The organism is Leptolyngbya sp. BC1307 (assembly GCF_002286735.1).
Taxonomy (GTDB): Bacteria; Cyanobacteriota; Cyanobacteriia; order Phormidesmidales; family Phormidesmidaceae; genus Phormidesmis.
In genome coordinates, this window is record NZ_NRTA01000005.1 from 125,711 (window position 1) to 150,536 (window position 24,826).

19 protein-coding genes are annotated in these 24,826 nt (G+C 51.1%); 12 read left to right on the top strand and 7 right to left on the bottom strand.

Annotated elements, in window-relative coordinates; genetic code table 11:
- Positions 1 to 5: 5 nt before the first annotated feature.
- The 4 genes from CKL79_RS04955 to CKL79_RS04970 all read right to left on the bottom strand — a co-directional run bounded on the left by CKL79_RS04955 (position 6) and on the right by CKL79_RS04970 (position 5,690).
- Entirely contained in the window at positions 6 to 1,136 is a 1,131-nt protein-coding gene (locus CKL79_RS04955) for a hybrid sensor histidine kinase/response regulator (RefSeq protein ID WP_121968477.1), read from the bottom strand.
- A 336-nt stretch (positions 1,137 to 1,472) separates the two neighbouring features.
- The gene (locus CKL79_RS04960) at positions 1,473 to 2,777 is read right to left on the bottom strand and encodes a hybrid sensor histidine kinase/response regulator (protein ID WP_121968478.1); all 1,305 of its coding nucleotides are present in this window, start codon (positions 2,775 to 2,777) and stop codon (positions 1,473 to 1,475) included.
- A gap of 280 nt (positions 2,778 to 3,057) precedes the next feature.
- Positions 3,058 to 3,489 carry a response regulator gene (locus CKL79_RS04965; protein ID WP_121968479.1) on the bottom strand — a complete coding sequence of 144 codons (432 nt, stop codon included), beginning with the start codon at positions 3,487 to 3,489 and terminating at the stop codon, positions 3,058 to 3,060.
- A gap of 113 nt (positions 3,490 to 3,602) precedes the next feature.
- Entirely contained in the window at positions 3,603 to 5,690 is a 2,088-nt protein-coding gene (locus CKL79_RS04970) for a PAS domain S-box protein (protein WP_121968480.1), read from the bottom strand.
- Between the two features lie 638 nt (positions 5,691 to 6,328).
- Here CKL79_RS04970 and CKL79_RS04975 point away from each other — a divergent pair.
- The 4 genes from CKL79_RS04975 (at position 6,329) to CKL79_RS22845 (ending at position 12,322) form a co-directional block, all read left to right on the top strand.
- Positions 6,329 to 7,045: a response regulator transcription factor gene (locus CKL79_RS04975; RefSeq protein ID WP_121968481.1), complete on the top strand. Its 717-nt coding sequence runs from the start codon at positions 6,329 to 6,331 to the stop codon at positions 7,043 to 7,045.
- Between the two features lie 117 nt (positions 7,046 to 7,162).
- Positions 7,163 to 8,233: a YihY/virulence factor BrkB family protein gene (locus tag CKL79_RS04980; RefSeq protein WP_121968482.1), complete on the top strand. Its 1,071-nt coding sequence runs from the start codon at positions 7,163 to 7,165 to the stop codon at positions 8,231 to 8,233.
- Positions 8,234 to 8,574: 341 nt separating this feature from the next.
- On the top strand, positions 8,575 to 11,715 hold the full coding sequence (locus tag CKL79_RS04985) for an MFS transporter (RefSeq protein ID WP_121968483.1): 3,141 nt from the start codon (positions 8,575 to 8,577) through the stop codon (positions 11,713 to 11,715).
- A 142-nt stretch (positions 11,716 to 11,857) separates the two neighbouring features.
- The gene (locus CKL79_RS22845) at positions 11,858 to 12,322 is read left to right on the top strand and encodes a hypothetical protein (RefSeq protein WP_141242154.1); all 465 of its coding nucleotides are present in this window, start codon (positions 11,858 to 11,860) and stop codon (positions 12,320 to 12,322) included.
- 138 nt (positions 12,323 to 12,460) lie between these two features.
- Here the strand turns inward: CKL79_RS22845 and CKL79_RS04995 are convergent, their stop codons facing one another.
- Both CKL79_RS04995 and CKL79_RS23435 read right to left on the bottom strand, forming a co-directional pair.
- Entirely contained in the window at positions 12,461 to 12,823 is a 363-nt protein-coding gene (locus tag CKL79_RS04995) for a hypothetical protein (protein WP_121968485.1), read from the bottom strand.
- Between the two features lie 228 nt (positions 12,824 to 13,051).
- Positions 13,052 to 13,486 (bottom strand): CsbD family protein, encoded by a 435-nt coding sequence (locus CKL79_RS23435; protein WP_205879000.1) that lies wholly within the window; start codon positions 13,484 to 13,486, stop codon positions 13,052 to 13,054.
- Positions 13,487 to 14,020: 534 nt separating this feature from the next.
- Here CKL79_RS23435 and CKL79_RS05005 point away from each other — a divergent pair.
- Positions 14,021 to 14,422: a DUF2294 domain-containing protein gene (locus CKL79_RS05005; protein ID WP_121968486.1), complete on the top strand. Its 402-nt coding sequence runs from the start codon at positions 14,021 to 14,023 to the stop codon at positions 14,420 to 14,422.
- A 46-nt stretch (positions 14,423 to 14,468) separates the two neighbouring features.
- Here the strand turns inward: CKL79_RS05005 and CKL79_RS05010 are convergent, their stop codons facing one another.
- The gene (locus tag CKL79_RS05010) at positions 14,469 to 15,005 is read right to left on the bottom strand and encodes a response regulator (RefSeq protein WP_121968487.1); all 537 of its coding nucleotides are present in this window, start codon (positions 15,003 to 15,005) and stop codon (positions 14,469 to 14,471) included.
- A gap of 788 nt (positions 15,006 to 15,793) precedes the next feature.
- On the opposite strand from CKL79_RS05010, the gene CKL79_RS05015 reads away from it, so the two are divergent.
- The 7 genes from CKL79_RS05015 (at position 15,794) to CKL79_RS05045 (ending at position 24,705) form a co-directional block, all read left to right on the top strand.
- Complete coding sequence (locus CKL79_RS05015) at positions 15,794 to 16,582, top strand: DUF2267 domain-containing protein (protein WP_121968488.1); 789 nt, start codon at positions 15,794 to 15,796, stop codon at positions 16,580 to 16,582.
- 5 nt (positions 16,583 to 16,587) lie between these two features.
- A complete protein-coding gene (locus tag CKL79_RS05020) occupies positions 16,588 to 16,851 on the top strand; it encodes a hypothetical protein (protein WP_121968489.1) in 264 nt (87 codons plus the stop codon).
- 271 nt (positions 16,852 to 17,122) lie between these two features.
- The gene (locus CKL79_RS05025; RefSeq protein WP_121968490.1) at positions 17,123 to 18,055 is read left to right on the top strand and encodes a mechanosensitive ion channel family protein; all 933 of its coding nucleotides are present in this window, start codon (positions 17,123 to 17,125) and stop codon (positions 18,053 to 18,055) included.
- Positions 18,056 to 18,078: 23 nt separating this feature from the next.
- Positions 18,079 to 19,044, top strand: a complete 966-nt coding sequence (locus CKL79_RS05030) for a YegS/Rv2252/BmrU family lipid kinase (RefSeq protein ID WP_121968491.1) — start codon at positions 18,079 to 18,081, stop codon at positions 19,042 to 19,044.
- Between the two features lie 101 nt (positions 19,045 to 19,145).
- Positions 19,146 to 21,509 carry a DEAD/DEAH box helicase family protein gene (locus CKL79_RS05035; protein ID WP_121968492.1) on the top strand — a complete coding sequence of 788 codons (2,364 nt, stop codon included), beginning with the start codon at positions 19,146 to 19,148 and terminating at the stop codon, positions 21,507 to 21,509.
- An 80-nt stretch (positions 21,510 to 21,589) separates the two neighbouring features.
- Positions 21,590 to 23,041, top strand: a complete 1,452-nt coding sequence (locus CKL79_RS05040; RefSeq protein WP_121968493.1) for a class I SAM-dependent DNA methyltransferase — start codon at positions 21,590 to 21,592, stop codon at positions 23,039 to 23,041.
- Positions 23,041 to 24,705 carry a restriction endonuclease subunit S gene (locus CKL79_RS05045; RefSeq protein ID WP_121968494.1) on the top strand — a complete coding sequence of 555 codons (1,665 nt, stop codon included), beginning with the start codon at positions 23,041 to 23,043 and terminating at the stop codon, positions 24,703 to 24,705. The genes CKL79_RS05040 and CKL79_RS05045 overlap by 1 nt, the downstream gene beginning before the upstream one ends.
- Positions 24,706 to 24,826 lie beyond the last annotated feature (121 nt).

Here is a 24,826-nt window from a genome sequence, read left to right on the forward strand (position 1 = left end):
ATCGCCTACCGGCTCACTTTAGGCAGAGACAGGGTAAAGGTGCTGCCCTTTCCAACTTCAGACTCTAGCGTCAGCGTACCCTCGTGCATTTCTGCAATTCGCTTAGACAGGTGTAGCCCCAAGCCGCTGCCAGCCCGCATGTGGTCGCCCTGGTAAAACCAGTCAAAAATTTGGCTTTGCGCCTCCGGGTCAATACCGGCACCCGTGTCTTTAACCGCGATGTGAATAGCCTCGGGCGATCGCACTGCTTCAGTAGGCTCATGGCTAACCGACAGCAGCACCGATATGCTACCGGTGTCGGTAAATTTAATCGCGTTACCCAATAGATTGGTCAGGAGTCGTCTTAGCTCAATGCGATCGCCTTCGGTCTGATAGTATTCGCTGCTGGTTTGTCCATCGCTCGGCTGAGTCTCTAACTCTAGCGTCAGATTTTTCTCTTCGGCCAGAGGCTTGAGCTCTTGGACGACTTCTTTAGAGAGCGTGTAGATAGAAAGGGATGATCGCACCAGCTTTTTGTGTCCGGCCTCGTGGCGGTAGATCTGCAGCAGCGTGTTGGTCATCTGCAGCAGATTTTCGTTGTTGGTAATAACGTTGTCGATGGCCTCCTTCATTTCTTCGGGTGGCGTACCAAAAATGCCCTCTAGGCACAGAGACAGCACCCTATTGGCAGCGACCAGGGGCGTGCGCAGGTCGTGCGTGAGCCGCGCGACAAAGTCATCTCGCTGGCGAATCATCTCTGTCTGCTCATCTATACTGCGCTTGAGCCGGAGCAGCGATCGCACCCTGGCCATCAATTCATCAATATCAAACGGCTTCCGAATAAAGTCATCCGCGCCAGAGTCCAAGCCATCTGCCAGACTCGGCTGATCGTGAGCCGTTACGAGCAAAATCGGAATGTAGGGCAGCTTTTTATCCTGGCGGATGCGCCGGGTTACCTCGTAACCATCGATACCGGGCATCATCACGTCTAGCAAAATCAGCTCAGGAGGGCTATCTGCCACGTAATTCAGAGCAGCTTTCCCATTATTGACGCAATCAAGGTGGTATTCGTCTACTTCTGACAAAATAGAATCTAAAATAAACAAATTGTCTTGAACGTCATCGACAGCGAGTATCGTCACAGAGTTATTAGACATGTAGTAAAGACAACTTAAATAGAAGCGTATTAGCAGCTATGTTTATAGATGTGGAGCTGTCAGTGCCAGTTCCCTTTAAGCTGAGCGTTGACACCCATTTTGCTGACCAAAGGCGTTGACAAAAGACTTTCCCAACTTGGTTATATGGAGAGTAGCACTACTTCTGTAGCGCTTGTTTATAACCAGGGACATAGGCTGATCTTTCGCAAGGTCTGACTTAGGTCAGTCGGTGGCGTGAATGTGGGATATCAGGGGTAGGCGGCAGGAGACAGAAAGGTGCTTCTGGCTGCTGAATACTGGGGTAGCCCTTAAAACGGAGGGCTTAAGATCGCTGGCTTACGGGAGTTTGCGCCTGACAACAGATTCGACAGGCTCTGGGAAAACCAGCTCGCCGATCTGGTTGACCTCTTGAGGCGTTACTTTTCTAGGCAGCTCTATTCTAAACGTAGAGCCTTGCCCTAGCTGGCTACTGACCGTAATTTCTCCGTGCATGATCTTGACAAGAGAGTAGGTGATAGCGAGCCCGAGTCCGGTTCCGGAGTGCTTGCGCGTCACCTTTTGGTCGGCTTGGTGAAACGCATCAAAAATATATGTTAGGTCGGCCTCGCTAATGCCGCAGCCGGTGTCAGTCACCGAAATCACTATCTTGTCCGCTCGGTCGCCATTTCTAGACAGCTCTTTGGCCTGTACCCGCACCCGGCCCTGGTCGGTAAACTTAATCGCATTTGAAATGAGATTGACTAAAATCTGCCGCAGGCGCCCCCGGTCATTGACGACTGTCGGATTACTCAGCCTGATGTCGGTCTCTAAGCAGAGGTTCTTTTGCGCAGCGAGAGATCTCAGCTCCTCTGTTGTCTCCTCAATCAGCTGTGGTAATCCTACAGCCTCAGGCTCTAGCTCTAAGCGGCCCGCTTCAATTTTAGAAAAGGCTAAGATGTCGTTGATTAGCTCCAGCAGATTGCGACCGTTGGCCAGCACCCGGCTGAGCATATCCCCCTGGTAGCCGGTCAGCGGCCCTTTTGACTTGCTCAGTAAGATTTGAGAGAAGCCAATAATGGCATTGAGCGGAGTTCTCAGCTCGTGAGACATGGTGGCCAAAAATTCTGACTTGAGCCGTGATACTTCCTGTAGCTGCAGGTTTTGCTTATAGATGTAGCGGCGCTGCCGGTCTAGCTCCCAGTTTTGCCGTTCTAAGAGGCTGTTTTTTTCCCTGAGGTCCTGATTGACCTGCTCAATTTTGAGCTCTGCCCGGTGTACCAGGATGGCGCTACGCACTAAGCGGTCAACGGTTTCTGCAGAGAGCTTGCGCTTGGGCAAATAGTCAGAGGCACCGGCTTTCATCAGGCTTACAGCTGTTTGCTCGTCGCCTTGGCCGGTGAGGACAATCAGCGGCACCCGGATACCCTCGTGACGAATTTGCTTGACCAGCGCCAGGCCGCTTTTGTCGGGCAGGTGATAGTCCAAAAAGATGCAGTTGTAGTCGGTTTTCTCAATCGCTGCTAGCGCTGTATCCGCGTTCGTAGCTTCTGAAACGGAGAGGTTGAGCGTGGAGGCGCTGAGCGATCGCTGAAGCGCCATGCGATCAACTTCATCATCGTCCACAATTAATATATTTAAGGTTTTTTCAAAGAGATTAGGCATCTTTATCAAGCTTAGCCAACCGCATATCAAACTCTAACAGCCAAAAACTGGTAAGACTTAACCATCAGTTACTACCGAGCCGCTCGTCCTATCACCTTAAGTACTATTAAGACTAGACCATTAAGATTCAAGAGCCGCCTACACCAGCTTAACCAAGATTACCTGACAGGCGGGCTGCTTTGACAGCGTCAATAGTAACGAGCTCATCACAACATGCCTATTCTTAAGATACATTCCTATTTAGCGATATCCGTGATCTTCTGCAACGGCAGCGGGCTAGCTAGGGAATCTCAGATAGCGTCCAGTAGCGATTGAGTGCCGCCATCACTTCTGCAAACTGAATAAACGTCACCGGTTTGAGTATGTAGCCCGCTACGTTGAAATTGTAAGCTTCGACGCGATCTCTCTCCTGGTCAGAAGTGGTGAGCACAATCACAGGAATAGGCCGCAGCTCGGGATCTTTCCTCAGCTCTTCTAAGAACTCAATGCCGCCCATTTTCGGCATGTTTAAATCTAGTAAGATCAGGCGACGCAATTTAGGCATCTCTACCGCTTCCGACTCGCCCCGGAGAATTTCTAAAGCCTCTAATCCATTGCCAGCGACAAAGATGGGATTGGTGATATTCGCTCTTTTGAAAGAGCGCTGGACATTCATCACATCTACTCTGTCATCCTCTACTAACAATATATTGGTGGTGACCATCTCCGGCATTGCCCTGTATACTCCTCGCTTAAATGCTAGTGGTTTCAACACGAAATACCGACTCTCTGGCGATAGAGTCTGCTTCTAGCTGAAGAGAGTGGGCAAAAACTGACTTCCAACTCCTACTTAACTGCTGTAAGGGGGTCTTTGGGCCAGGTAAAGCAAAAAGTCGCGCCTTCCCCAACGGCTGACTCTAGCGTGATTTCGCCCCCTTCGGCAGTGACTATCTTTTTCACGAGCGATAGGCCAATGCCGGTACTCTCTAGATCGTCGCGCGGTTTTAGCGTCTGAAAGATGGCGAAAATTTTGTGGTGGTAGGCAGGCGCGATGCCAGGCCCATCGTCGGCAACCGTAAACTGGTAAAAATCGCCCAGATCTGCTGCCGATATCTGCACGCGCCCGCCCGGCTGATGATGGTGCTTGATAGCATTGCTAATCAGGTTAGAAAAGACCTGCATGAGCAGTACGCGCCTGGCCTCTAGCTCTGGCATGGGCGGTAAGACTTCGACAGTAAAACTCTTTGGCGGCGATATCGAATCGACAATATCAGTGAGCAGCTCATCTACCGATACGGCTTCATGACTCTGACGGGTGCGGCCAATGCGCGAATACTTCAGGAGCCCGTTGATCAGGCCCTCCATCCGATGCACCCGGTTGGTGAGCAGATCTAGCTGCTCTTTGTTTTCAGGTGGGAGGCGATCGCCCAAGTCTTCTTCTATCCAGGTGGCCAGGTTGGCGATCGCTCGCAGCGGCGCTTTGAGATCGTGAGAGGTGACGTAGGTAAACTGGTCGAGTTCCTGGTTGCGCTGCTCTAGAGCCGCCATGGTGCGGGTGAGCAGCAGATTGGCTTTGAGCAGGTCGTTTTTTTGCGATCGCAGAGCCAAGTTAGCCTGTTTGCGCTGGGTAATACCTTGAATAGTGGTAATAAAATAAAGCAGCTGACCCTGCTGGTCGCAGACCGGCGAAGCGGTGACCTGTGTCCACAGAACTTCGCCGTCTTTGGTCAGATAGCGCTTTTCAAAACCGGCGTGCAGTTTCTCCCCGTTGATCAGCTGCTGATAGTGCGCTTGGGCAATGCTAACGTCGTCTGGATGGGTTAACTCAAAAGCGTTTGTCTGTAGTAGCTCCGGCATGCTGTAGCCGAGCAAGTCACACAGTCGCTGATTGACCTGTATCCACTGGCCGCCACTATTGAGTCGAGCCATGCCGACAGCTGCCTGCTCAAAAATAATTCTCAGCTGCGTCTGTTGCTCCTGACGCAGGGCTTCCTGCTGCTTACGCACCGTGATATTTTCAAAAACGATGCCAACGCACCGGTCAGGCAGCGGAAATGCCTTCACCGAAAAGATGCCTTTCTCCACTCGTTCATCTTCGTAAGACACTTCCCCCAGGTTATGCTTCTGCCCGGAGCGAACCATGTCTGCATAGATTTGCGGCACCTCACTGTCGATGAACGCTGGGAAAGCCTCCAGGATGGGTTTGCCTACAATATCTTCTACCGGTACGCCAATCAATTCGCTGGCCGCTGGATTGGTCACGATTAGCCGCAGACTATGGGCGTCATCGGCTGATTCTAACTGCCAAATTTGAAACCCTATCTGCATATTCTGTACGGCATTTGCATATAGCTGCAGCTCTGCTTGAGACTGCTCTATGCGTTCGTCCGCCTGCCGCTTTGCCTGGAGCAGATCCAGATGGCGATACCGGGCGGTCTTGATCTGCTCAGTGCTTTGCTCAACCTGCCTTTCTAGGGTCGTATTAAACAGGTCAGCCTTACTTTTGACGGGATTGGGCTCCGTCTCATCGGGGGTCACATCACGGGCCACACAGTACAGCATTCGGCTGGCCTGGGCATTGTCAGCCATCGCTCTAGTGCCATTGATCGCTGAGATTTGCCACGTTAGCGATCGCCAGTCGCCCGGTTGAGTGCGGTAACGACCGGTTAACTGCCCGTCTGACTGCCCATCTGACTGGTCAGCTAGCAGCCGATCTATCTCAGCTTGGTGACTCGCCTGGTCACCCGGATGAACTAACGCTGTGAGCGGACGAGCATAGAGGTCGTCAGTGCTGTAGCCCAACGTTTGCCGAAAGGCCAGATTGACCTGTCTGCAGCAGCCCGACGCATCTAAAACGCAAATCAGGTCAGAAACGAAATCAAACAATTGCTCTAGCTCAGCCGTAGAGAGGCTGACCGCAGAGAGTCTGCTCATAGTGAAAAAGAGAGGTGAGAAGATGGAATTAGCAGTTTCAGATGGCTTTTTGTGAAAGCAGCTCTATCTATAACTATGTAGATTTAACTATGTAGATTTATACAGGATTTTAGACATTTTATTGAGGCATTTGAGCGGTCATCGGCGTTGGCGCAAGTGATCGGCGCAAAAGAGTGATCGCGACTCTGCCTAAAACCAGTTGCCTCACATGCAAGCTTAAAACTTAATCTATGAATATTAAGTTATTTATAGATCCTCTGAATTGGGAACGTCTGTTTCTTTGGATACACGACCCTGCGCAGTTTATCATCTGATCTGAGCTATGAATCTCTAGACTCTGATATGCCTGATATGTCTGCTTCTGAGGCTAGCTCGAAGATGACTGGCAAGCCGCTTTATAGGCTTTGTTGGCGGGCGATCGCGCTACTGGCTCATGGGCCTCTCTCCCTTTAGGACTGCGCTAACTTCTTTCCCTGGCTATCTAGACGCCTCTACCTTTAGAAAGAGTTGCCAGCGGTCTTTGTCATTCGGCTGGCAGATGCCCCGGTTGCCAATATGCTGCAACTTAATCTGAGTAGCCCCTTACTGAAGATTGCTACACTGACCTTATTCACAAGACTTTAGGCATTACGAAAGGCATGGCAGAAATTGACGAAGAAATTAGTGTTGCACTGATTGAAGATCATGACCTGACCCGGATGGGCTTGAGAGCAGCCTTTCGACAGGCAGGGCTGAGGTTTTTAGGCGAAGCGGGCAATGGTGAGAAGGGTATTGCACTGCTAGAGGAAATGCGGCCAGATGTTGCCGTTGTCGATGTGGGGCTGCCCGATATTGACGGCATTGAGCTCATTCAGCGATTCAAGAAAAATAATCCTGACAGCGAGACTCGCATTTTGATGCTGACCATGCACGACAGCGAAAAGGCCGTGCTTGCAGCCTTTGCCGCTGGTGCAGATTCGTACTGTACCAAAGAGATTGAGACTCAGGACCTGGTCACGGCCATTCGTGAGACCAATGCCGGTAACTCATGGATTGATCCGTCTATTGCTAGCTTGGTGCTCTCTCAGGTCAAGCCTACAGTTGCGGTAGGTGAGTCCTTTAACAGCCGCACCGTTGAGATTCGCGCGGTAGATCCAGAATATGAGCAGATCATTGAGTCTTACCCACTGACCGAGCGTGAGCTAGAGATTTTGGAGTGCATCGTCTCTGGCTGTAGCAATGCGCAAATTGCTGAAAAGCTTTTTGTCACCGTCGGTACGGTCAAAACCCACGTCCGCAACATTTTGAACAAGCTGGGCGCGAGCGATCGCACTCAGGCCGCCGTTCGGGCTTTGCGCTCAGGGCTAATTAGCTAGCGCTGGCAGACAGCCATTAATTGTTCGAGCTTGGCTCTCCACAGGCAATCCATTGGGTTGCCTGTTTTGATATTTTTCCTTTGATATTTTTTCTGTTTTTATCTTGTCATAGCAGCTATGTTATCTCTCTCTACTCTCTGGTCTCTCCTGCGGCAGACCTTTGCCGAATGGCAGCGGGACAAAGTCTCAAGGCTAGCGGCAGCTTTGGCCTACTACACGACATTTTCGTTGGCTCCGGTGCTGGTGATTGTAATTGCGATCGCCAGCTTCTTATTTGAGCAGAGTACCGTACAGTCTCGAATTATCGAGCAGTTGCAGGGGCTGCTAGGCGAAAACGGCGCAGCGCTCGTGCAGGAGATGTTGACCAATGCCCAAACGCAAGAGGGCGGCCTCTGGGCGACCGCTATCAGCTTAGCACTGTTGATTATTGGGGCATCGGGGCTGTTTATTCAGCTGCAAGATGCGCTCAATACGGTGTGGAACGTAGTGCCCCGGCCCGATGGCGGCATTTGGGCGCTGGTGCGAAATCGCCTGCTGTCTTTTGGCATGGTGCTGGCGATTGGGTTTTTGCTGATGGTGTCGCTGCTGCTGAGTGCGGCCCTAGCAGGGATTAGCGGCATGTTAGGCGACGGGCTGATCGGCTGGGATGTCGGCTGGCAGATACTCAATACGATTGTCTCGTTCGGCGTGATCACGCTGCTGTTTGCTCTGATCTATAGAATCTTGCCCGATGTCACCATTGCCTGGGGCGATGTTTGGGTAGGTGCTGCGATGACGGCGGTACTGTTTACGATTGGGAAGGCGCTGATTGGCTTTTACCTCGGTAACAGCGGTGTGGCCTCGGCCTACGGTGCGGCAGGCTCGTTTGTTGTGCTGCTGCTGTGGATTTACTATTCGGCCCAGATTTTGCTCTTTGGCGCAGAGTTTACTCAGGTATATGCCAATCGGTTTGGCTCTTACATTGAGCCCAATGAGCATGCTATTTTTGCCGCTGATGCCACGCCCGAAGAGAAGGCAGAAGATACGAACACAGAGTCAGAAACGACCCAAAACCAGGTGGCTCGCCCTGAGCCGCCGCAAACGCGATCGCAGTTTCGCTCTCAGGTCAGAGCCCAGCAGCGGGCACGGCGAATGAGAAGATCGCCCAGAAGATCATTGAGAGGGTCTCAGGGGCGATCGCTGGAGTAATCGAAAAAAGCTTGCCCTCATTGCCAGTTTCGCACCGATGGCTGAGCAATAATCCCTCTCTCTTTAGGTATATCTTCTAACGCTCCTTTCACAGTTTTCAGCGAGTAGTCACTCGTAGAACCCACCTAAAGAGATAAGTCAAACGAGAGAAACAATCTGTCTATCGTGCTCCATAAATCTGCCTGCACTCTCTCAAAAGAGCGAGCATTGCCTCTCACTTTTAGGCAAATTTTGCACGATGGCTTCCCTCTGGGGGGAGAGGAATTTTAGGCGGCGGTAACGCCTTAATAAAGAACGCACACCATTCGAATACAGCTAACTGAAGCAAAGAGAAATACGTTATGGAATTTCCTATGGGCCTATCGGCCACGCCCTTTTATGCGACCAGCTGGCTCGCGCAGCTCGCCGATCCGCGCATCGTTACGCCACGCGCCGTTACGCCAGAAGAAGCGGCTCTAGTTTTCTCGGGCCCGCAGTTCTTCATTGCGCTGCTCTCTGGAGTGATTTTGGCTTTTGGCTTTCAGCTACTGCTGACCAATCTTTCGATGGCGGCGGGCGTCTCTTATGTCAGCCACTCCGGCAGCTCTAGCAGCAGCTCGGGCAGCAGCTCTAGCAGCAGCTCGGGCACTGGCATTAAGAAAATCAGCGCCGCCTTTGGAGCTTGGACGCTGATTACCGTCAGCCTGGCTTTGTTCTTCGCCTGCTGGCTGGCCGTCAAGCTCAGCCTCTACAACAGTGTGACGCTCGGTGCGATTACTGGTCTGGTGATTTGGGCTACTTATTTCACCCTGCTGGTGTGGTTTAGCTCTACTGCGGTCGGCTCTTTGGTTGGTTCAGTCGTGAAGTCGGCCACTAACGGCTTTCAGGCACTGGTGGGCACGGCGACTGCTGCCCTCGGCGCTAAGACGGCTAGCAATCAGCTGGTCGAAACCGCTGAAGCTACTGCCGCTGCAGTTCGCCGCGAGTTTACTACCGGTTTAGACACCTCAGCGATGCAAGATCGGCTGCAGGAGTATTTGTCCGGGTTACGCTCTCCTGAAGTGGACGTAACTTCGATTGAACAAGAATTTGAGCGACTGCTGCGCAGCTCTGAAATAGCAACTGCCAAAGATGGTGACGCGCTGCCCCCGGTTGACAGTGAAACGTTTGTTAAGCTGCTGAGCGATCGCACTAATCTTTCGCGGCAGGAGACCCGGCGCATTGCCAATCGCCTTTACAGAGTGTGGCAACGGAACACAGGCGGCAGCAATCGGCTCGATGAAATCATGACGTTTGTGGCTTCGGCAGGAGCCGGACAGCTAGCCTCTGAGGGCTTAGGTAGCCGGTTAGACCAGCTCGTAGACGAGCTCAAGCAGCAGCGCAGCCAAGGCCAGCAGAAGGGCCAGCAGAGCCAGGGCAGCGGCGGCAATGCCTTTTCCCAGGCGATGACCCAGAGCCTGAACGCTATGATTGGCATGGTTATGGGTAAGGTAGATCTCTCTGACTTCGACGCCAACAAAGTAGTCGGGCAGATTAAGTCAACCCAGCGTGAGCTGACCGGTCAGTCCGGAATGTCTTTGCCAGAAGACGATGCCTCTGATCAAAACCTGATTAAGGCCGATGTCGAAAACTATTTACACCATGCATACATTGGCGAGCTGAAGTCGCCTGAGTTAGAAGAAAACTTTCGCAACGTTCTCTACGACGTAGAGGCAGACGAAACTGAGCTGCGAGAGCAGATTTCTGGCATTAGCCGCAAGGTCTTTATCGATACGCTGTCAGCTCGTGGTCTGCTGACTCAAACAGAAGTTCGCGATCTAGCCAATCGCCTGGAGGTTGTGCGACAGAGCGTGCTCCAAGATGTGATCACAGCAGAGACAGTAGCCTCAGAGAAGCGAGTTCGTCAGGAATTAGAAACCTTCTTCCGCTTTACGCCGCTCAGCGAACTGTCTTCTGATATGGGTGAGCGGGCCTTTAGAGCTCTGATTGAAGATGAACCGCTCGACGCAGACTACATGCGCGATCGCTTAGGGCAAATCAGCAGTGACTACTTCCGGCAATTTTTAATTGCCCGCGAAGACATTGATGAGCCGACCAGCCACGATCTGGCCAATCGCTATCGCAGCTTGCTCGACCGCGTGATTGCCGATGCCGATAGCGTCAACCAGGCGGCTAAAGTGCGCTTGCAGCAGCAGCAGCAGTCTCTAGAAGACTATCTACGGCGCACAGACAAAGCCGAGCTTGATCCCGACGGCATTAAGCGCGATATTAGTGCGTTGCTAAATGAGCCTGACCAGGGCATTTATCAGATCCGAGGCCGGCTAGCCCGGTTTGATCGCGACACGCTGGTGAAGCTGTTAGGGCAGCGCCCCGAATTTTCTGAGCAAGAGGTTGACCATGTCGTCAGCACGATAGAAGAGAGCTGGAACGCTACTATTAGTGCGCCTAAAAAGATCAGCTTGCGGGCTCAGGCTAAGTACGACGAAGCGACAGCAGCGATCGCCGACTACCTGCGCAGCACAGGCAAGCCAGAGCTACACCCCAATGGCATTCAGCGCGACCTGCAAAAGCTGATCGACAACCCCAAGGTAGGGGCCAAGGCTATTCGCTATCGGCTCTCTAAAATGGACCGCGATACGCTGGTGCAACTGCTCAGCCAGCGCGACGACCTCAGCGAAGCCGAAGCCAACCAGGCCATTGACGATGTGCTCTCTAGCATTCAGGGCGTCATCAAAGCGCCCCGTCGATTGGCTCGCCGCGCCCAAACTCAGGCGCTCTCTTTCCAGAGCGCGCTAGAAGACTACCTGCGCAATACTGATAAAGAAGAGCTGAACCCGACGGGCATCAAGCGTGATCTGCAGCTGCTGCTGAACGATCCTAAGCTAGGAGTGAGCAGGTTGAGCGATCGCCTCTCGCAAATGGATGACTCCACGATGGTGGCACTATTGGCCCAGCGGCCAGACATGACCGAAGCGGAAGCCACTGATGTCGTCCGGCAGGTTACCGACGTGCGCAATCAGCTAGTCGCCCAGGTACGCAGTATTCAGCGCAGCGTCGAGTCGGTGATCAACCGGATCTTTGCCCGCATCCGCCAGTATCTGCAGTCGCTAGATCGTCCCGAGCTAGACTATTACGGCATCAAGAGCGATGTGCGCACTCTGTTTGATGATCCGCAGGCGGGCTTTTCTGCAATGCGCGATCGCCTCTCTCAGTTTGACCGCGATACGCTAGTTGCCCTGATCAGCTCTCACGACCGCGTCTCCGACGCCGATGCCAACCGTGTGGTAGACCAGATAGAATCTGCTCGCGACGGCGTTCTCCACAGGGCCGAGCGCATAGAGCAGCAGATAGAAGGCCGACTCAGTAGCATCAAAGCCCAAACTCAGCAGCAGATGGAAGATACCAAGGCAGCGGCTGAAGCAGCGGCCTGGTGGCTCTTTGGTACGGCGTTAGTCTCAGCAGTCGTCGCCGCTATTGGTGGCAGTCTGGCTGTAGTTGGCTAGTGTGCTGGAGTGGCTAGCTTACTAGTTCCACAGCGCAGAGTTTGATATAACAACCCGCTCACTAAGCCCTCTTTGAGAGATCTTTAGTGAGCGGGCTTTGTGCTTTAAAGAGTTTCAGCGTTGATATATAGCAAGCGTACGGATGCATTCGTACGCCTGCGCGCCACTTTGCCCGCTATACACAAGGGTTCCGACGATTACTTGTGTAGTAAGCAAAGCAGCCAACGCTATAGATGCAGGCGTCCCTAATGATGAATGGATAACTGGGGGGCTTGCTTACAACACAATCGGCGACACTGTCGAATGGCGCATTCACATTGGCCAGCCAGTGGCTATCATCTTGCGATACAACTTTATGGACGATGGCTTCATGGACGATGGCATCGATCCCACGAGCTGGTCAGAGCTGGCTGTCACCTCAATCGGACAGGCGGGTTCGCCCGGCTGCTTGATTGAATGGGTAGAAGCTGATGCACAACCCACCCAAAATACAGCCGCCCGCCAGATTGCCGATCAGCAAGCTGGAGACTTTGGTTGCAAATCGCCAGGGCTAGCCAATGAAGGGGCTGCCGCTGAGACAGCGCACAAAAAAAGTCAGCCAGAATAATCTGTCTGGCTGACTACTTGATGCTTTCTGGATTAATCCGCTTTAGCTATAAATCGCCCCTGGAAAATCGCCTCGGGGAAATCACCACTGGGCGAATGATAGCTAGCGGATCGCTACTGGTTGAAAAGCCACAAAGCCTTAAGGCGTGATCTTTTCAAGTGCTTCTTGAATCTCTTGTTCCACGGATTCGCCCGTTGCATTAGCAGGATTGGACATGTTTTCAGTATCTGCTGATCCTTGGACGCCGTTGAGCCCTTTTTCGGAGTTTTTCATCACGCTATCAGTACCGTTGTCGTCAGTCATAGGGCCCGAAATTGCCTGCTCAGACTTCTCCTGTACGGTATTGAGTGACTCTGAGCCTTTCGCGGGGCTAGAGCTGCTTTTGCCGAAGGCCAGGGCTGGGGCTGCGCTTGAAAATATCAATAGCGCGCAGGCAATGGCGATCGCCAGGGGCTGCAAACTAGCAAGAAAAGTAGAAAAGTAGTTACGAACGCTTTTCATGGAAAATCCCTCCTGGGAATAACATAAGTTTAAATGTGTGTAAGCACAAAGATGCGAAGACAGCTATAAAGCCAGCCGTGCTCATAAGAGCTACATACAGAGACTTCAGAACACAAAGACTTCAGACCTAGCCATGCCTACAGAAGCAGATTTAACAACGGCCGCTGGCTTTCATCAATAGAAATCCAACGGCGTTCAGTTCTGCTAAACCTTTCTTAACAGTCATGTCTAACGGTCGAAAAAGTCTTTTATTGACTCTACTACACCGTCAGCCTTATCTTGAATATCGTCGCCTATATCAGCGGCGGCACCCTTAGCTTTACCCACATCGCGCTTGACGCTGCCTTCGAGCTGGTCGGTAGCACCCTCTGCCTGCTTTGCTGTCCCTTCATACTGGCCGGTTACGTCGCCGACGCCGCGCTTTACCTTGCCGGTAGTCTCTTGAACTGCGCCTTCTAGCCTGTCGCTTGTTCCTTCACCAGACATGCGGTCTAGCTCTGCAGCAGCCCGAGAATTGAGCACGTCGCTGGCTGACTCAGAGCCCAAGGCGACTGCCCCAGGAACCCAAGCGCCACTCCATACGACTAGGCTCACCATCATCAGGCAAACAGCCCGAACAGCCAGCCGCTTTAATCGCTGACGATATTGGTTAATTTGAATCATTAAATTACGCCTCCTTATATTGTTTAAATTTGTTCACTACCTACCCATACAATCCCGTCGCTACCCTCTGGCAAATCCACCCTGTGACGGATTCGGCAGTATCTTTGGAAATAGACCCCGATATTCCTGGGGATTTACTTTTTATCTCTTCCAATATATGTATGCTATCGTTCACTAATCTCTACCGCTGGCGTAAAAAGTCATGGGCAGATAAATAGTTAACCTGAAGCATACGCAACAAAACGTGTCAAAAAAATAAGACGCCAAGGATTAAGACGCCAAGAATGTCAATACTTGGCTAACAGCGCCTCCCTTTATTTGATTTCATCAGCTTTTAATATCTATCGCTGCGCTGCCTTTCTTATCTGACGCTACTTGCAACTGTTGGCCAAGGGTAGTCATTTAGGTTGCGAATAGACTGACGGGCCCGTCAATCTAGCCAAGGTGAAAATGCTGACACCTCTTTAATTAAGTGCGTTTGTTTACTCTTTTATCCTCGCTGAGAGGATTATCGTTAGCAGGATCTAAGTACGTATGGAAACTACCGAACAACAAACCGTTGGTCAGTTGGAACGAGAAGTCTCTCAAAAAATGCAGGCGCTCTATAGAAAGTATTTAGGTCATCAGCCCAGTAAGGTCACTTGTCAGCTATTTGACGAAAAGTTAGCCATTATCTTAGAAGATTCTGTCACTCAGCCAGAGCAGCTACTGGCACAAGACGGACAGCTAGAGCTTGCCAAGCAAGTACGCGCTGATCTCAATCAGGCTATTCGGCCTCAGGTAAAAGCGCTCGTTGAAAGTATCCTCAAGGTAGAGGTGCTAGATCTCTTGAGCGATGCTACGTTAAAAACCGGACGTACAGGCATTATTGTGATTTTGTCAGATACGCCCGCAGTGCGTAATCCAGATGCGATTCCAAAGGCAAGGAAGGGGTAGTCGCTTTCCTCAGTCTCGATTTGGGGTTCTCACGATTCTGATAAGGCTACCGGGGCAGATGGCGGCTAATGATAGCGGCTAGCTCTTCAAGCATGTAGGGCTTAGCTAAATAGTCAGAAAAGCCAGCGGCGGCAATCCTTTGGCGATCGCGCGGATGATCCAGCGCCGTCACTGCAATAACTGGCACCTGGGCGATTAGCTCGTGCTGACGCAAACGCTTGAAAACATCAATGCCGCTAATGTCTTTAAGCAAAATATCGAGCAAAATGATGTCGGGAAAGCAGGTCAGCGCGGTAGCGATCGCCCCATCTCCTGACCAGACTGAGGTCGCCTGATAGCCCATAGACTCTACTGCATACTGAGCAAACAGCAGGTTGTCTTCATCGTCATCAATAATTAAGATGCTGTAGGGGCGTTCACCCCTCGTTGCCAAAGCTTGCTGGAGGGCAGGACGAGACGGCCTATTGGATATCGGTCCGCGCTGCTGCGTCCGGTTGAGCAAACTCATACTGGTTCCCAATTCAGCATACAGTTCAGCTAGCCATGATAGCGAGCTAGGAGCCGTCCTCTTAACCATTTTCATGGGGCTATCCGTCCTGTTAGATATCCTCCTCAGATGCCAACCAGGGAAGGAAGATGGTGGCGGCTGACGAGGGATTGACTTGCTCAACAAGGCCACTTTCTTAACAAAGCCCCTCTTAGTTGCTCTTAATTGAGAAAAGTTAGAGAGTTATGCGGTTGCCCTGAATTTAAAGGCTTGTATGGATGTCTAAAGAGGATATCACTGGTAGTATAGCGCTGTCATTTACTAAGCTACAGACAGCAGCAGGTAGCTATACTCCCTAGACTCGGATTATAAAGATATTTGAAGCGCCAGGGTCTATATTTTGAGCGGATCTGCTGCAATAATTCTGCTATTTTCGTTACTTCAGCGCAAAAATACGCTGCTGCCTGAAACCTGAAGAATAGATTATCCTTACTCAGAGAATACTGAAAGTACACTGGCTAAATTGGCTGACCAGCGGGATATCTTAAGGAATTACAGGGGCGTTACAGAAGGCATTACGAGTATCGCGGCATTTCCTGGCGCTGACTGAACCAATTTGCGCAGTTCCTTGCAAATCTATTCCTTGCAAATCTATATCAAAAGGTAGGCTTCAGTGACCGCTATTTTCTCTCCAGCGATTGACCGTGCTGTCAGCGCCTCTCCCGTACGATTAGGCAATACAAAAGGCTGAGTGCAGGCTTGTTCGTCACTGTTTACTATGATGAATTTTGTTGCCTGCTAAGGCTGCCGTGCGGGTTTCGCCTTGATAGGCCCGGCAGTATTGAGGTTTACGGCTGCTAATAAATCATTGGAGATATTTTTTTATGACTATAGAGTTAAAAGAAGACATTGCCTACATTCTGCTGAAGAAGATGGGCGATCGCCCAGAGGCAGAACGGGGCCAGCCGCTAGATCTCGAAGCTACTGATTTTGTTGGCCGCAACACTGACAAAACCGAGATCATGGCCCATCTGGACTATCTTAATCAAAAAGGATATATCAACGCCGACTTTAAAGGAGATGCCTACGCCGATGAGGGCCCCAACCCGCTCCCAGACGCTGTTAGCGTTAAGTCAGTTGAGCTGACGCCCAGCGGACAAGACCTCTTAAAGAAAATGAGCGAAAATCCGCCCAAAGAGATGCGGTCGGGCCCGAGCACTCAGGTTGCCAGTAAAGACATGGACTTTCTTAACAAAGTCATGCTCAAGGGACACATTGGCGACATCTACGACGCGCGCGACATTACAGAAGTGGTCTTTCGCACCATGCGCGATCTGATGACCACCGAAGCGACTCGCAACGTCGCCGAAGGGCTGCACACAGCGGCGACGCATACCGAGAAAAAATCAGCGCAAGAAGAGGTTGCCGACCTCTGGAAAGACTCTAACCCGCTGGTGCGTTTTCTTAGCAAGGTGCGTCCTCCGCTTAACTTTGACGATGAGACGTTTCTCTTTAGAGTGAAGCAGGAAGGCGGCCTACCCAAGTCCACTGGCCCCAATACGGTCGTCAAGGCAGTCTTCGGCGCGACCAAAGACGAACTGTCATCTGAACGCATTGCCGAAATTGCAGAATTCATGCCCGGCAAAATTCGTACCCTATGGGAGGAAGCATAGTCACTATGAGTGAACAAGAAAAACAAACCATCAATCCAGGCGATAAAGAAGCGCCCCCTTCTGCTTCGGTAGAAGAGAAAGCTGACAAAGTCGCTGTCGAATACGACGATGTTCTAGGCAACCCGGTTGAAGTGCCGACCTACTTCGCAGTAGAAGACAAGGAAAGCGGCGAAAAGAAAGCCCTGCATCATGTCGAAGACGCAGAAGAAATTTCTGATGTCATTCGTCAAGCGCGAACGAATGAAGATGGAGAGCGTACCTGGCGCTAGCTTATCTTCTACTAGACCTGAATGCTGGGTCCAAAATAGACGAAAACCGTCAGCTCTGCGCTTTCTCAAGGCAATAGGGCTCAGCCAAACAGCCTAACAAACCGAACATATAAGAGCTGCCACGATAGCTGCAACTGAGGTTTTGAAAACTGAAGTTATGACGGCTATTGTGGCAGCTTTCTAGCTTGTAATAGAGGTGATCACCCAGTCCCCCGGCCTCAGTGATCGCCTTGTAATAAACTTAGAAATAAGTTTAAGCAAAGGAGCGAACATGAGTTCTCTGATCGAAGGGGTTCGAGTCAGGCTGATAGATCTAGTGGCTGAAGGTGTTGCCATTTTGCCAGCGATCGCCTTCGCTCTGGTGATCTTGTTGCTAACTCGCTTAGCTGCCAATTTGGTACGCCGCGCTGCCCGTAGAATAGCAGATAGAACTCTCAAGAGCCTTTCTCTCCGCTCGCTACTCGTACAGACTAGCTATACCTTTGTCTGGGTCGCGGGCATTCTTCTGGCCTGCATTATCGCTTTCCCAAGCTTAGGATTGGGCGATCTGATCGCTTTGCTGGGGCTAGGTTCGGTTGCCATTGGTTTTGCTTTTCAAGATATCTTTAAAAACTTCCTGGCAGGTGTTTTACTGCTGTTGCAAGAGCCCTTTTCCTTAGGCGATCAAATTATTGTGAGCGACTTTGAGGGAACGGTCGAAGAGATTGCTCTGCGCTCTACTCAAATTCGCACCTATCAGGGCGAACTGGTGGTTATGCCCAATTCGATTGTATTCACTAGCCCGGTGCAGGTGATGACGGGTAAACTACAGCGGCGAACGGATTTAGAGATTGGGGTAGACTACAACACGCCGCTGCCACTGGCGATAAAAACGCTGCATAGCGCCGCTAAGACAGTCGAAGAAGTCGATAATACGCCCTCTATAGAAGTCGATATTACCGGCTTTGGCGACAGCTCAATTGATCTGGTTGTGCGCTATTGGACTCATCCGGAGCAAAAGAGTGTACGCCGAATCAAAACGCAGATGATGCTGGCACTCAAACAAGCCTGTGACCAGGCTGACATCACGATTCCCTACCCGATTCGGACGGTCTATCACTTTGATCAGGAAAAGTACAGTGATGCGAGCCCGATTGCGACGCCGGATGATTCGCGCGATCGCGCCAACCCAGAAAAGAGCCAGTCTGCTTCTGCTCAAAGTTAGTTTTTACGGACGGTATATAGCTGGTGTTTGAGAATATCTACCTGATTTTTAACCCTGCCTCAGGTCGAGGCGATCCCATCACCGAGCTGTCATTCATTCATGACTCGCTTAAGCAAACCCCTAAGCTGACCGTTTTAGAGACGACGCCTGAGCGCTCTGCTGGCGCTTTGGCCCAAGAGGCGATCGCCCAATCTGCTGACTGCCTGATCGCGTCCGGTGGTGACGGCACTGTCTCAGCGGTTGCAGGCGTGTTGTTTGGCAGCGATATTCCGCTAGGCATCGTGCCACGCGGTACGGCAAATGCGATCGCCGCTGCTTTTGACATTCCTAGCAACGACATCGACGCCGCCTGCCAAATCATCCTGAGCGGTGTTCCCAGAAAAATTGATGTTGCTACCTGCAATGGCGAGCCGCTGCTGCTACTCGCAGGCATTGGTCTAGAAGCCGACGTGATCGAACAAGCCAACCGCCAGCTCAAAAATAAGATGGGCACGATTGCCTACATTTTTTCTGCCTTTAAAGAGGTACAAGATCTCTCCCCGTTTCAGGCTACGCTAGAAACACCCGACCGCATTATCACGGTAGAGGCATCTGGCATTACGGTTGCCAACGCGGCTCCGGCCACTTCTGTCCTAGCCCAGGGGCCTTCAGATGTGGTTCCTTATGACGGTCTGTTAGATGTTACTATTTTTGCGCCCCAAGGAACTGGTGGGGCGATCGCCGCTTCTTATAATCTCTTGCAAACCGCTCTCAGCAAACGCTCTACCCAACGAAAAGACATTGGCTATTTCCGCTGCTCTTCAGTCAAGATTTCAGCAGATCCGGCCCAAGGCGTCGTTCTAGACGGTGAAATGATCGGCGATACCCCCATCGACATTCGCTGTTTTTCTAAGGGGCTTACCCTCATGACGCCCAAAGATGGCAACTTTGATCCGCCAGAGAAGCTAGAAGGGCTGCCTAACCTGAAGATTCAACACAAAGAGCAATAAAAAAGCCAGCGCTTTCTTCCCGACCCGTTTTTTTAGCGACGTAGCTTCTAGAGGCGTTTTGCGGCACTATGCAGGACACGGGTTCGAATAGAAACTGAGGCATGGATAAAAAGCAACTGTCTGAGCGCGAAATTTGTACGCAGTATATTACGCCAGCGATCGCTCAATCAGGCTGGGACATCGCGACGCAGGTGCGCGAAGAGTTTACGCTGACGGCGGGGCGAATTATCGTACGGGGCAAGCTGCATACTCGGGGACAGAGTAAGCGGGCGGACTATGTGCTGTTTTATAAGCCGAATATTCCAATCGCGGTGGTGGAAGCGAAGCGGAATGACCATGCGGTGGGCGATGGTATGCAGCAGGGGTTGGGCTATGCGGCGCTGCTGGAGGTGCCGTTTGTGTTTAGCTCGAATGGCGATGGCTTTCTCTTTCACAACAAAATTACGACCGATGGGGTAATTGAGCGGGAGCTGCCTTTGGAGGCGTTTCCTTCGCCGGAGACGCTGTGGCAGTGGTGGGCGGCGCATAAGGGGCTAAGCGCGCCGCAAAAGGCGCTGGTGACGCAGGACTATTACGGCGGGGGCGGGGAGAAAACGCCGCGCTACTATCAGCTACTGGCGATTAATAAGACGACGGAGGCGATCGCACGCGGTCAAAACCGGATTTTGCTGGTGATGGCGACGGGTACAGGCAAGACCTTTACAGCGTTTCAAATTATCTGGCGGCTGTGGAAGGCGAAGGCAAAAAAGCGGATTTTGTTTTTGGCGGATCGCAATGTTTTGGTCGATCAGACGATGACGAACGACTTTAAGCCGTTTGGGCAGGTGATGACCAAGATTAAGAAGCGGCAGGCGAATAAGGCTTATGAAATTTATCTGTGTCTGTATCAGGCGGTGACCGGTTCAGAAGAAGAACAAAATATTTATAAGCAGTTTAGCCCTGACTTTTTTGACCTGATTGTGATTGATGAGTGCCATCGGGGGAGCGCAAAAGAAGATTCTGCCTGGCGGGAGATTTTGGAGTACTTTTCGGCGGCGACGCAGATTGGGCTGACGGCGACACCCAAGGAGACGAAGACGGTTTCGAATATTGACTATTTTGGCGAGCCGATTTATACCTATTCGCTCAGAGAGGGGATTGACGACGGCTTTTTAGCGCCTTACAAGGTGGTGCGGATTGATCTGGATCGCGATCTTTCGGGCTGGCGACCGGATCGGGGCATGGTGGATATTTACGGCAATGAGATTGAAGATCGCATTTATAACCAGAAGGATTTTGATAAAAAGTTGGTGCTCACCCGGCGTAATCAACTTGTGGCTGAGAAGATTTCGGAATTTTTGAAACAGACGAATCGCTTCGATAAGACAATTGTGTTTTGTGAAAATATTGACCATGCGCAGCGAATGCGGCAGGCGCTGATCAACGAAAATAGCGATCTGGTGGCGGAAAACTATAAGTACGTGATGCAGATTACGGGCGATAACGCTGAAGGGAAGGCGGAGCTAGATAACTTTATTTTTCCGGAGAGTGTGTATCCGGTGATTGTGACCACTTCTAAGCTGATGACGACCGGGGTTGATGCGCAGACCTGCAAGCTGATTGTGCTCGATCAGCGGATTGCGTCGATGACGGAGTTTAAGCAGACGATTGGGCGCGGCACTCGCATCAATGAGGACTATGGCAAGTACTATTTCACGATTATGGATTTTAAAAAGGCGACAGAGCTGTTTGCCGATCCTGATTTTGATGGCGATCCGGTGCAGATCTATGAGCCGAAAAATCTAGACGACTCGCCGGTGCCGCCAGATGACGCAGACGATATGGCTGATGAGGGCTCTACTTACCCAGATCGGGGGGATGGGGCTGAGCGGTTTGGCGTAGCCGAGGAGGATGAGGGCTCGGCGGTACGGCGCTATGTGGTTGATAGCGTTGAGGTGCGGGTGGTGGCTGAGCGGGTGCTGTATTTTGATGCAGAGGGGCGGCAAATTACGGAGTCGCTGAAGGACTATACGCGCAAGCAGATGCTGGGGGAGTATGCGTCGCTGAATGATTTTTTGAGTCGGTGGAGCGGTGCGGATAAGAAGCAGGCGGTGATTGAGGAGTTGGCGAATCAGGGTGTTTTCTTTGAGGCGCTGGCGGATGAGGTGGGGCGAGATTTTGACCCGTTTGACCTGATTTGCCATGTGGTGTGGGATATGCCGCCGCTGACCCGGCGAGAGCGGGCGGACGAGGTGCGCAAGCAAAACTACTTTACGAAGTATGGCGAGCAGGCGCGGCGGGTGCTGGAGGCACTGCTAGAAAAGTATGCCGATGAAGGGATGGCACAGATTGAGCGGCCACAGATTTTGAATGTGTCGCCGTTTACGGAGATGGGGACGCCGATGGAAATTGCCTGGGCGTTTGGCGGGAGCACGGCATATTTGGCGGCTTTGCAAGAACTGACTCAGGCGCTTTATAGTGCGTAGTGGCTCGCCCCGTCCCTGCGGGCCACCCCTCCCAAAAGGGGATTTGCTTCAGGCTATGAGTTGTAAGGTTTACCGAAGATATGTCGATAAGAACGCTGGTCAAGACGATTCAGGACATTATGCGCAAGGATGTGGGCGTCGATGGGGACGCTCAGCGCATTAGTCAGCTTGTGTGGATGCTGTTTTTGAAGATTTTTGATGATAAGGAGAAAGAGTGGAAATTTATAGAGGATAGCTATGAGTCTCCTTTAGAGGATCGCTTTCGATGGCGCAACTGGGCGAAGAATGACGAAGGGAGGACGGGTGAGGAGCTGATTGATTTTGTCAATAATGATTTGTTTCCGGCGCTGCAAAAGCTCAGCTCGACGGCGGGGGTGAAGGCTCGGGGGAAGGTGATTGGCTCGGTGTTTGAAGATGCCTACAACTATATGAAGTCGGGGACGCTGCTGCGCCAGGTGATCAACACCATTGAGCAGGATTTAGACTTTAATTCTTCGGATGATCGCCATGTGTTTAACGATATTTACGAGAAGATTTTGGCGGATCTTCAGTCGGCGGGGAATGCGGGGGAGTACTATACGCCGCGTGCGGTGACGCAGTTTATGGTGGATATTTTGAATCCGCAGCTTGGGGAGACGGTGCTAGATCCGGCTTGTGGGACGGGGGGATTTTTGGCCTGTACGATTGACCATTTGGCGGGGCAGGTGAAGAATGCGGATGATCGGAAGACTTTGCAAAGTGGCGTGCGGGGCATAGAGAAGAAGTCGCTGCCGCATATGCTGGCGATGACGAATATGATGCTGCACGGGGTGGATGTGCCGACGAATATTCGCCATGACAATACGCTGAGTAAGCAGCTACAGAGCTATACGCCGAAGGATCGGGTGGATATTATCATCACGAATCCGCCGTTTGGGGGGATGGAGGAGGATGGGATTGAGACGAATTTTTTGAAGAAGTATCAGACGCGGGAGACGGCTGACCTCTTTATGGCGCTGATTATGCACTTGCTGAAGCATGACACGGGGCGGGCGGCGGTGGTGTTGCCGGATGGGTTTTTGTTTGGGGAAGGGGTGAAGACGACGCTGAAGCGGGAGCTGCTAGAAGAGTTCAATTTGCATACGATTGTACGATTGCCGAAGGGGGTGTTTAGCCCGTATACGAGCATTTCTACGAATATTTTGTTTTTTGAGAAGGGCGGGCCGACTAAGCAGGTTTGGTTTTTTGAGCATCCTTATCCGGAAGGATATAAGGCTTATTCGCGGACGCGGCCTTTGACGATTGGGGAATTTGACCGGGAGAAGAAGTGGTGGAAGAAGCGGAAGACGAGTGAGTACGCTTGGAAGGTTTCGGCTGAGGAGATCGCCAAGGGAAACTATAATCTGGATAGTAAGAATCCTCACGAAGAAGATGTGAACCTTGGCAACCCTGATGAGCTAATGGAAGAATACATAAAGATTTCTAGAAGGCTAAAAGATGCACAGAACGATCTAAAACAAGAACTTCTACAGGCTTTAAGGGATAGTAATTAGTGAAACTTCTGGAAAAGCATTTTGATACTGCCTTCAATGCGCACAACAGTGTAAAAAGGCTGCGGCAATTAATTTTGAATCTTGCTGTACGAGGAAAGTTAGTGTCGCAAGATCCTAATGATTTACCTGCTTCAGAAATTTTAGAGAAAGCTAGAACGGAGAGACAGAAGCTAATAGACGAAAAGAAAATCAGACAGCCTAAATTGTCGTCAGAAGTTAGTCAGACAGATCTCCCTTATGAATTGCCACTCGGGTGGGCATGGGTGAGATTTGGTGACATAAGCATAAATAGAGATGCAGAACGTATCCCTATCTCAAAAGAGCAGCGAGAGGGAACTCAGGGAGTCTACGATTACTACGGCGCTTCAGGCATTATAGATAAAATTGACGACTATCTCTTCGAAGGAGATCTATTACTCATAGGTGAAGACGGCGCAAACTTGATCAATAGAAGTACTCCTATTGCCTTTATTGCTCGCGGAAAGTATTGGGTAAACAACCATGCTCACGTTATTGACGCGCATGACCACGATTTACTGCTTTATCTAGAGAAGTACATTAACGCGATAGATCTCAAACCTTACGTCACAGGAACAGCTCAGCCGAAAATGAATCAGGTAAAGATGAACTCCATCATGGTTGCTTTACCTCCCATTCCTGAACAACGTCGCATCGTCGCCAAAATCGATCAGCTTATGGCTCGCTGTGACGAGCTAGAAAAACTCCGGGCTGAGCGCGATCGCCTCCAAATCACCGTTCATAAAGTGGCGTGCGATCGCCTCCTCACCGCCAAAGACCCCGATACCTTCACCCGATCTTGGCAGTTCATCACCCAGCACTTCAGCGAACTCTATTCAGTCAAAGAAAACGTCACCGAACTCCGCAAAGCCATCCTTCAGCTTGCCGTCATGGGCAAACTCGTCCCACAAGCTCCGAATGATATATCCGCTAGCGACTTATTAGAAGAGATTAGTTTAGAGAAGCAGCGACTTATAAAGGAAAAAACAACTAGAAAATCTAAACCACTGCCAGAGCTGACACAGGATGACTTCCCCTTCAGCATTCCGAACTCTTGGCGATGGTCGAAGTTTGAAGACCTCGTTGATATTGGAAGCGGCGTTACTAAAGGACGAAAACTTGCTGGAAGGAAGGTGATCGCTCTACCATATCTACGGGTAGCCAATGTTCAGCGCGGATATTTGGACTTAGACGTGATCAAAAAAATTGAGATTCCAAAAGATGAAATCGATAAGTACGCCCTTCATCAGGGGGATCTACTCCTGACAGAGGGTGGCGATTGGGACAAAGTCGGGCGAGCAGCAATCTGGAATTCAGAAATCACTCCTTGCATACACCAAAATCATGTTTTTAAGGCGCGTAGATATATTTCAAAGCAAAACGTTCACTGGCTAGAGTGCTTCCTTAACTCGGCTCCAGCAAGAGACTATTTTGCAGGAGCTTCCAAGCAAACGACGAATCTTGCATCCATAAACAAGACACAGCTTCGGAGATGTCCAATTCCGATGCCGCCTTTGCCGGAACAACACCGCATCGTCACCAAAGTCGATCAACTCATGACCCTCTGCGACACCCTAGAACAACAAATCGACGCCGCCACCCAAAAACAAACCGCCCTGCTAAACGTCATTATTAATCAAATTTGACTAAAAGTTAGTAGGTTCACCCCCATGCCTACTCTGATAGATTGTCAGAACCGGCCTGTCCGTCTCATCGATGAACGGCTTGCCCATATTTTGCTCCACCCTGAAATGGTCGGCATGGAAT